The organism is Castellaniella sp. (assembly GCF_034007085.1).
Taxonomy (GTDB): Bacteria; Pseudomonadota; Gammaproteobacteria; order Burkholderiales; family Burkholderiaceae_B; genus Castellaniella.
Map to the genome: position 1 here is coordinate 1 of NZ_JAVERO010000076.1, position 10,071 is coordinate 10,071.

General features: G+C 63.3%; 6 protein-coding genes. 1 reads left to right on the forward strand and 5 read right to left on the reverse strand.

Translation table 11 applies throughout. From position 1 onward, the window contains the following. Positions 1–101: 101 nt before the first annotated feature. Positions 102–572, reverse strand: a complete 471-nt coding sequence (rpsG, locus tag RBR29_RS07915; protein WP_269356106.1) for a 30S ribosomal protein S7 — start codon at positions 570–572, stop codon at positions 102–104. A gap of 140 nt (positions 573–712) precedes the next feature. Beyond that, a complete protein-coding gene (rpsL, locus tag RBR29_RS07920; RefSeq protein WP_320348442.1) occupies positions 713–1,087 on the reverse strand; it encodes a 30S ribosomal protein S12 in 375 nt (124 codons plus the stop codon). Positions 1,088–1,474: 387 nt separating this feature from the next. Here rpsL and aroQ point away from each other — a divergent pair, with 387 nt between their 5' ends. Next, complete coding sequence (gene aroQ / locus RBR29_RS07925) at positions 1,475–1,924, forward strand: type II 3-dehydroquinate dehydratase (protein ID WP_320348443.1); 450 nt, start codon at positions 1,475–1,477, stop codon at positions 1,922–1,924. A gap of 16 nt (positions 1,925–1,940) precedes the next feature. On the opposite strand, the gene aroE is transcribed toward aroQ, so the two are convergent. The 3 genes from aroE to rpoB all read right to left on the reverse strand — a co-directional run. Continuing rightward, the gene (gene aroE / locus RBR29_RS07930; RefSeq protein ID WP_320348444.1) at positions 1,941–2,753 is read right to left on the reverse strand and encodes a shikimate dehydrogenase; all 813 of its coding nucleotides are present in this window, start codon (positions 2,751–2,753) and stop codon (positions 1,941–1,943) included. Between the two features lie 92 nt (positions 2,754–2,845). Next, on the reverse strand, positions 2,846–7,108 hold the full coding sequence (gene rpoC, locus RBR29_RS07935; protein WP_320348445.1) for a DNA-directed RNA polymerase subunit beta': 4,263 nt from the start codon (positions 7,106–7,108) through the stop codon (positions 2,846–2,848). Next, a partial coding sequence (rpoB, locus tag RBR29_RS07940) for a DNA-directed RNA polymerase subunit beta (RefSeq protein ID WP_320348447.1) occupies positions 7,108–10,071 on the reverse strand: 2,964 nt, incomplete at its 5' end. The genes rpoC and rpoB, both read right to left, overlap by 1 nt.

A 10,071-nucleotide genomic window follows, 5' to 3' on the forward strand; every position in this document is an offset into this window, starting at 1 on the left:
GTCTTCCCGGCGTCGATGTGCGCGGAAATACCGATATTGCGATAGCGCTCGATGGGGGTTTTGCGGGCCATGATGTGTTTCCTGGTGATTGACCGGCTGGATTACCAGCGAAAGTGGCTGAAGGCCTTGTTGGCTTCGGCCATCTTGTGGGTGTCTTCGCGTTTTTTCATGGCGCCGCCGCGGCCTTCGGCGGCATCCATCAGTTCGCCCGCCAGACGCAGGTCCATCGACTTTTCGCCGCGCTTTTTCGCAGCTTCGCGCAGCCAGCGCATGGCCAGGGCCAGGCGGCGCACGGGGCGCACTTCGACCGGCACCTGGTAGTTGGCACCGCCCACGCGGCGGGATTTGACTTCGACCACCGGCTTGATGTTGTTGATGGCGGTGTTGAAGACTTCGATGGGTTCCTTGCCCGTTTTGGCCTGGATCTGGTCCAAGGCGCCGTACACGATGCGTTCCGCCACGGCTTTCTTGCCGGACAGCATGACGACGTTCATGAACTTGGCCAGCTCGACACTGCCAAATTTGGGATCGGGGAGGATTTCACGTTTCGGTACTTCGCGACGACGAGGCATTTTTGTTTCCTTGTGACGATTCAGTTGAGCCGCCTGCGCGGCCACGGCTTCCATCCGGAGAGCCACTTACGTGCCACAGCCATGGCTGCGGCTGCACGGCCGATCAGAAGCGATCGGATGACTGCTGGAAAAGCGATGAGTTATTTCTTGGGGCGCTTGGCACCGTATTTGGAACGGGCCTGTTTGCGGTCCTTGACGCCCTGCAGGTCCAGGGAGCCGCGAACAATGTGGTAGCGCACACCGGGCAAGTCCTTGACACGGCCGCCACGCACCAGAACGACCGAGTGTTCCTGGAGATTGTGGCCTTCGCCGCCGATGTAGGAGATGACCTCGTAGCCGTTGGTCAGGCGCACCTTGGCGACCTTACGCAGGGCGGAGTTCGGCTTTTTAGGGGTGGTGGTGTAGACACGGGTGCAGACGCCGCGACGCTGGGGGCAGTTTTCCAGCGCCGGGCTCTTGCTGCTCTCGCGACTGACTTGGCGCGGTTTGCGCAGCAGTTGAGCAATGGTAGGCATGACCTTTACGCATCCTTTGTACTTGCGTACGTTTTACGTCGATATTCAGAGTGCCCGGACATGCCTGGCCGCGCAGAACACGGCGGGGGCATTTTCAGGCGACATGCGCAAAATCCGCCTGAAACGAATGACGTAAAGAGCGGGTCTTGCACAGGGAATGCTCATCAGGGCCGCACGGCCGCTGATGTCGCTGGAAACCCGGCACAAGACAAGCGGCGCATACCGCAATCAGATGCCATTAACCCAGCAAGCCAGGAAGTGTAGCATGATTCTTTCGTGTGAAGCAAAGCTGCCCTTTTACGGACTCGCACACCAGAATCCACACCCTATCCGGATTTCGAACCTTTCCGTACTATCATGGACGTTTGTGCCCGTTTCCTGCTCATCATGAACATCCTCGTCCTGCACGGCATCAACCTGAACCTGTTCGGCCAACGCGATCCGGCGCAATACGGCTCGATCACCCTGGCGGAAATCGACGCGCGCCTGCAGGCGCTGGGCCGGGAACTGGGGGTCGATCTCAGCTGCTTCCAGACCAATCACGAAGGGGACATGGTCGAGCGCATCCACCGCGCCCACACCGACGGCACCGATGCGGTGCTGATCAACGCAGGCGCCTGGACGCACTACAGCTACGGCATCCGCGACGCCATCGCCATCCTGCGGATTCCCGTCGTCGAGGTCCACATGTCCAATATCCACGCGCGCGAGGCCTTTCGCCACGAATCGGTGCTGGCCCCCATCGTACGCGGCCAGATCTGCGGCTTCGGTGCCGACAGCTATCTGCTGGGCCTGCGGGCCGCCGTCGGGCTGATCACCCCGGGTGTCCAGGGGTGATTGGCCGCCAGCGGCATCACACCAGCGCAAGCTGCTCCAGAACGGGACGCACGTCGGGCAGCACACCGCGCCAGACGCGATAGGATTCCGCTGCCTGGCCCACCAGCATGCCCAGGCCATCGGCCACCTGGGCCGCGCCTCGGTCGCGCGCCTGGCGCATGAATGGGGTGTCCGCACCATAGGCCAGGTCATAGGCCAGACCATCGTCCGCCACGCGATAATCCACGGCGGGCGCTTCCCCTTCGTTCAAGCCAGCCGAAGTCGCATGGATGACCACATCGTATTCCCACCCTCCGGCGGCCTCCAGCGGCCCGGCCTGGATGGGGCCGGCATGCGCCATCGCCTCGGCCAGGGCCTGCGCCCGCGCCGCCGTGCGATTGACCACCAGGACGCTGGCAGGCCGCGCCAGCAGGAGCGGCAGCAGGATGCCACGCGCCGCGCCGCCCGCGCCGATCACCAGCACCCGGCGATCCACCAGTGAAAAGCCCAGCCGGTCCTGGATGTCCCCGACCAGGCCGACGCCATCGGTGTTGTCGCCCAGGATGCCTTCGGGACCGAACGTGAGCGTGTTGACGGCTCCGGCGGCACGCGCGCGATCGGTCAGGGTATCCGCCAGTTCTGCCGCTTCCAGCTTGAACGGCGCCGTCACGTTCATGCCACGCCCGCCCGCCGCGACGAAGGCCTGGACGGTCTCGCGGAACGCGTCCGGCGCCGCCAGAATGGCGTCATAACGCAGATCATGGCCGAACTGACGCGCGAATGCCGTGTGCAGCAGCGGCGACTTTGATTGGGCGATAGGATTGCCGATGACGGCGTAGAGATCAGTCATGACAGGGTCCAGAACAAAAACCCCCGCACTGCCTGAGCGCAGTCCGGGGGCTGAAACACGACGCGGATGGGCGGCCAGGCCGCCCGTCACAGTCAATCCTGCGCCGGCGCCTCGCCATCCGCCGATGCATCGGCATCCAGCCCGGCCTCATCCGAACCCGCGTGGGCCATTTCCGACGGTTCCCCGAACGGATTGGCCAGTTCGCGGGCCGCGGCACGTTCGGCGGCCTCGAAGATTTCCTTGTCGTGGCGCGCAGCATGATAGGACATGCCCGTACCAGCCGGAATCAGGCGACCCACGATGACGTTTTCCTTCAGGCCGCGCAGCTCGTCGCGCTTGCCCATGATGGCAGCCTCGGTGAGCACGCGGGTGGTTTCCTGGAAGGACGCCGCCGAAATGAACGAGTCCGTCGACAGAGACGCCTTGGTGATGCCCAGCAGCACGTTGTCGTACGTGGCCGGAATCTTGCCTTCGGCTTCCATGCGATCGTTTTCGTTCAGCAGTTCGGAACGTTCGACCTGTTCGCCGGTGATGAAACTGGTGTCACCGGAATTGGTGATGTTCACACGGCGCAGCATCTGGCGGACGATCACCTCGATGTGCTTGTCGTTGATCTTCACGCCCTGCAGACGATAGACGTCCTGGACCTCGTTGACGATGTAGGACGCCAGCGGCTCGATGCCCTGCAGGCGCAGGATGTCGTGCGGGTCGGCCGGGCCGTCGACGATCAGCTCGCCCTTGTTGACCACCTGGCCGTCGTGCACCAGCACCTGCTTTTCCTTGGAAATCAGGAATTCGTGGCTGACGCCGTCCATGTCGGTGATCACCAGGCGCTGCTTGCCCTTGGTGTCCTTGCCGAAGGAAACCGTGCCGGTGACTTCGGCCAGCATCCCGGCATCCTTGGGCGAACGGGCCTCGAACAGTTCGGCCACTCGCGGCAGACCGCCGGTGATGTCGCGGGTCTTCTGGGATTCCTGGGGAATCCGGGCCAGGAAGTCACCCACGCCCACGGCCTGGCCGTCGCGCACGGTGATCAGCGCACCCACGGGCAGCGAGATCGCCACCGCATGATCGGTGCCCGCCACCTTGATTTCCTGACCCTGCTCATCGAGCAGCAGGATCTGCGGACGTGCGGCGGAGCCCTTGGTGCTGCGCGTCTTGGGCGTAATCACGACCAATGTAGACAGGCCGGTGATTTCGTCGACCTGGCGCGCCACCGTCACGCCTTCTTCGACATTGGCGAAGCGGATCGTGCCGGTGTATTCGGACACGATGGGGCGCGTCAGCGGATCCCAGGATGCCAGCTTGGCGCCGGCCTTGACCGCATCCCCGTCGCCCACGGCGATGGTCGCGCCGTAGGGAACTTTATGGCGTTCGCGTTCGCGGCGATTGTCGTCATAGATCACGATTTCGCCAGAGCGGGACACGGCAATGCGGTCGCCCTTGGCGTTGGTCAGGTAGCGCAGGCCGATGGCAAAGCCGACCGTGCCGGCAGACTTGGTCTCGATCGAGCTGGCCATGGCCGAACGCGAGGCGGCCCCCCCGATGTGGAACGTCCGCATCGTGAGCTGCGTGCCGGGTTCGCCGATCGACTGGGCCGCGATCACGCCAACGGCCTCGCCCTTGCTGACCAGCGCGCCGCGACCCAGGTCGCGGCCATAGCAGTGGGCGCACAGGCCGTGGCGGGTTTCGCAGGTCAGCGGCGTGCGGATCTTGACTTCGTCCACACCCAGTTCGTCGAGCAGTTCGACCAGGTTTTCATCCAGCAGGGTACCGGCCGGGATCACGGTTTCCTGGGTGTCGGGATTGACGACGTCCGTGGCCGTGACACGGCCCAGCACGCGATCACGCAGCGGTTCGATGACTTCGCCGCCCTCGACCAGGGCCTTCATCACGTAGCCATGGGTCGTGCCGCAATCGTCCTCGGTGATCACCAGGTCCTGGGTCACGTCCACCAGACGGCGGGTCAGATAACCCGAGTTGGCGGTCTTCAGGGCGGTATCGGCCAGACCCTTGCGCGCACCGTGCGTCGAGATGAAGTACTGCAGCACGTTCAGGCCTTCACGGAAGTTCGCCGTGATGGGAGTCTCGATGATGGAGCCGTCGGGCTTGGCCATCAGGCCGCGCATCCCCGCCAGCTGGCGGATCTGGGCGGCGGAACCCCGGGCGCCGGAATCGGCCATCATGTAGATGGAATTGAATGATTCCTGGCGGACTTCCTTGCCATGGCGATCGATGACCGGCTCGGTGGACAGCTGTTCCATCATGGCCTTGCCGACGCGGTCGCCGGCCTTGCCCCAGATGTCCACCACGTTGTTGTAGCGTTCCTGGGCCGTGACCAGACCGGAGGAATACTGCTTGTCGATTTCCTTGACCTCTTGCGCGGCCTGGGACAGGATTTCGTTCTTGACGTCCGGCACGATCATGTCGCCCATGGCGATCGACACCCCGCCGCGCGTGGCCAGGCGAAAGCCCGACTGCATCAGCTTGTCGGCGAAGATCACCGTGGCACGCAGGCCGCAACGGCGGTACGCCATATTGATCAGGCGCGAGATTTCCTTTTTCTTCAGTGCCTTGTTCAGCGCACTGAAGGGCAGGCCCTGGGGCAGGATCTCGGACAGCAGGGCGCGGCCCACCGTGGTCTGGAAGCGGCTGATGACCGCCTTCCATTCGCCGTTCTCGTCCTTGACGTATTCCGGCAGGCGGGTGGTGATGCGCGTCTGAAGTTCGACTTCGTGGTTGTCGTAAGCGCGCTGGACTTCGGCCAGATCGGCCAGGAACATGCCTTCGCCCTTGCCGTTGATCCGTTCACGCGTGGCGTAGTACAGGCCCAGCACGATGTCCTGGGACGGCACGATGGCGGGTTCGCCGTTGGCCGGGAACAGGACGTTGTTGGAGGCCAGCATCAGGGTGCGGGCTTCCAGCTGGGCTTCCAGCGACAGGGGCACGTGCACGGCCATCTGGTCGCCGTCGAAGTCGGCGTTGAAGGCCGCGCAGACCAGCGGATGCAGCTGGATGGCCTTGCCTTCGATCAGTTGCGGCTCGAAGGCCTGGATCCCCAGGCGGTGCAGCGTGGGGGCCCGGTTGAGCATCACCGGATGTTCGCGGATGACTTCTTCCAGGATGTCCCAGACCACCGGTTCCTGGCTTTCGACTAGTTTCTTGGCCGCCTTGATGGTGGTCGCCAGACCCATCATTTCGAGGCGGTTGAAGATGAAGGGCTTGAACAGTTCCAGCGCCATCAGCTTGGGCAGGCCACACTGGTGCAGACGCAGCTGCGGCCCGACCACGATCACGGAACGGCCCGAATAGTCGACGCGCTTGCCCAGCAGGTTCTGGCGGAAGCGGCCGCTCTTGCCCTTGATCATGTCGGCCAGGGATTTCAGCTGGCGCTTGTTGGCACCGGTCATGGCCTTGCCGCGCCGGCCATTGTCCAGCAGCGAATCGACGGCTTCCTGCAGCATGCGCTTTTCGTTGCGCAGGATGATGTCCGGGGCCTTCAGTTCGAGCAGCCGCTTCAAGCGGTTGTTGCGATTGATGACGCGGCGATACAGATCGTTCAGGTCGGACGTGGCAAAGCGCCCGCCGTCCAGCGGCACCAGCGGACGCAGGTCCGGCGGCAGCACCGGCAGCACTTCCATGATCATCCAGTCGGGCTTGATGCCGGATTTCTGGAAGCCTTCCAGGACCTTCAGGCGCTTGGAGATCTTCTTGATCTTGGCATCGGAACCCGTGGCCTTGAGTTCGGCGCGCAGCTTTTCGACCTCGGCATCGATGTCGATGTTGCGCAGCAGTTCGCGCACGGCCTCGGCACCCATCAGGGCATGGAAATCGTCGCCGTATTCCTCGGTCTTGGCCAGGTAATCGTCATCGGACATGATCTGGCCGCGCTTGAGCGGCGTCATGCCCGGTTCGATCACGCACCAGGCCTCGAAATAGAGCACGCGCTCGATGTCGCGCAGCGTCATGTCCAGCACCATGCCCAGGCGCGAGGGCAGGGATTTCAGGAACCAGATGTGCGCAACCGGACTGGCCAGTTCAATGTGGCCCATGCGCTCGCGGCGCACCTTGGCCACGGTGACTTCGACACCGCATTTTTCGCAGATCACACCGCGGTGCTTCAGCCGCTTGTACTTGCCGCACAGGCACTCGTAGTCCTTGATCGGGCCGAAGATCTTGGCGCAGAACAGGCCATCGCGTTCGGGCTTGAAGGTGCGATAGTTGATGGTCTCGGGCTTGCGGACCTCGCCAAAAGACCACGAGCGGATCTTTTCCGGCGAGGCGATCCCGATGCGAATGGCGTCGAACTGCTCGTCCTGGGAGACTTGCTTGAAGAGATCGAGTAGCGCTTTCATTATTTACGCTCCAGATCCATGTCCAGGGACAGGGATCGAATTTCCTTGACCAGCACGTTGAACGATTCGGGCATGCCCGCATCGATCACGTGATCACCCTTGACGATGTTCTCGTAGACCTTGGTCCGGCCGGTGATATCGTCGGATTTCACCGTCAGCATTTCCTGCAGGGTGTAGGCGGCGCCATAGGCTTCCAGGGCCCAGACTTCCATTTCCCCGAAACGCTGGCCACCGAACTGGGCCTTGCCGCCCAGCGGCTGCTGGGTCACCAGCGAATACGGACCCGTGGAACGCGCGTGCATCTTGTCGTCCACCAGATGGTGCAGCTTCAGGAAGTGCATGTAGCCCACCGTCACGGGGCGCTCGAACTGTTCGCCGGTCCGACCATCGGTCAGCCAGGCCTGGGTACGGTCGCTGGTGAGCTTCAGGCGTTCGGCGATTTCGTCCGGGTAGGCGATTTCCAGCATGCGGGTAATGTCTTGCTCGGTTGCGCCGTCGAACACCGGCGTGGCCAGGGGCACCCCACGGCGCAGGTTGTCGGCCAGCGTCAGGATTTCATCGTCGCTCAGCGGGTCAAGCTTGACCGAACCGCCGCAGGCGTTGTAGATGGTTTCCAGGGCCTTGCGCACGGCCTTGGCCTGGGCGCCGCGTTCATCGTCGAGCATATCGGCGATGCGCTGGCCCAGGCCCTTGGCGGCCCAGCCCAGATGGACTTCCAGCACCTGGCCGATGTTCATCCGCGAGGGCACGCCCAGCGGGTTGAGCACGATGTCCACCGGCGTACCGTCGGCCATGTGGGGCATGTCCTCGACCGGTGTGATGCGCGAGACCACCCCCTTGTTGCCGTGGCGGCCGGCCATCTTGTCGCCTGGCTGCAAACGGCGCTTGACGGCCAGGTAGACCTTGATCATCTTCAGCACGCCCGGGGGCAGTTCGTCCCCCTGGGTGAGCTTCTTGCGCTTTTCTTCGAAAGCCAGATCGAACTGGTGGCGCTTCTGTTCCAGGGCATCCTTGACCTGTTCCAGGGCAACGGCGGCATCTTCATCGGCCAGACGGATGTCGAACCACTGCCAACGATCCAGATCGTCCAGGTATTCGGCGGCCAGAACGGTGTTCTTGGCCAGCTTGCGCGGGCCGCCATTGGCGGTCTTGCCGATCAGGGTCTTGCGCAGGCGGTCGAAAGCGTCATTTTCGACGATGCGCAGCTGGTCGTTCAGGTCCTGGCGATAGCGGCGCAGTTCGTCGTCGATGATGGACTGGGCGCGCCGGTCGCGCTCGATGCCTTCGCGCGTGAAGACCTGCACGTCGATGACGGTGCCGACCATGCCGGATGGCACGCGCAACGACGTGTCCTTGACGTCGGAGGCCTTTTCGCCAAAGATTGCACGCAGCAGTTTTTCTTCTGGCGTCAGCTGGGTCTCGCCCTTGGGGGTGACCTTGCCGACCAGCACGTCGTCGGCGCGGACTTCGGCGCCGATGTACACGATCCCGGAATCATCCAGCCGGTTGAGCTGGACTTCGGCCAGGTTGGAAATATCGCGTGTGATTTCCTCGGGCCCAAGCTTGGTGTCGCGGGCCACCACGGTCAGTTCTTCGATGTGGATCGAAGTGTAGCGGTCGTCGGAGACGACACGCTCGGAAATCAGCACCGAATCCTCGAAGTTATAGCCGTTCCAGGGCATGAACGCGATCAGCATGTTCTGCCCCAGGGCCAGTTCGCCCAGGTCGCTGGACGCGCCGTCGGCCAGTACATCGCCCCGCGCCACCAGATCGCCACGCGACACGATGGGCCGCTGATTGATGTTGGTGTTCTGGTTGGAGCGGGTGTATTTTTTCAGGTTGTAGATGTCCACGCCGACTTCGCCGGCGACATTTTCATCATCGTTGACGCGGATCACGATGCGCTCGGCATCGACGAAATCCACGACCCCGCCGCGCACGGCCTGCACGGTCGTGCCCGAGTCCACCGCCACGGTGCGTTCGATGCCGGTGCCGACCAGCGGTTTTTCGGGCCGCAGGCAGGGCACGGCTTGGCGCTGCATGTTGGCGCCCATCAGCGCCCGGTTGGCGTCATCGTGTTCCAGGAACGGAATCAGCGAGGCTGCGACCGATACGATCTGCGACGGCGCGACGTCCATGTAATGCACGTTGGCCGGGGCCGTGAGCATGGTTTCACCGGCCTCGCGGCAGGCGACCAGGTCATCGGCGAAACGACCGTCTTCGTCCAGCACCGCGTTGGCCTGGGCGATGACGTACTTGCTTTCCTCGATGGCCGACAGGTATTCGATCTGATCGGAGACCTTGCCGTCGATGATCTTGCGATAGGGCGTTTCGAGAAAGCCGTATTCGTTCAGGCGCGCGTACAGGGCCAGGGAATTGATGAGGCCGATGTTCGGGCCTTCGGGCGTCTCGATCGGGCACACGCGACCATAGTGCGTCGGATGCACGTCCCGCACTTCGAAGCCGGCGCGTTCACGCGTCAGGCCGCCCGGCCCCAGGGCCGACACGCGCCGCTTGTGCGTGATTTCCGACAGCGGGTTGGTCTGGTCCATGAACTGGGACAGCTGGCTGGAACCGAAGAATTCCTTGATCGCGGCCGAAATCGGCTTGGAATTGATCAGGTCATGCGGCATCAGGTTTTCGGTTTCGGCCTGACCCAGGCGTTCCTTGACGGCGCGCTCGACGCGCACCAGGCCGGCGCGGAACTGGTTTTCGGCCAGTTCACCCACGCAGCGCACGCGGCGATTGCCCAGGTGATCGATATCGTCGATCTGACCACGGCCATTGCGCAGTTCCACCAACAGCTTGATGGTATCGAGGATGTCCTCGTCGGTCAGGGTCAGCGGGCCCGCGCTGTCGGCATCCCGACCCAGGCGGCTGTTGACCTTCATCCGGCCGACACGCGACAGGTCGTAGGTTTCCTCGGAATAGAACAGGCGCTGGAACAGGGCTTCGACGGCTTC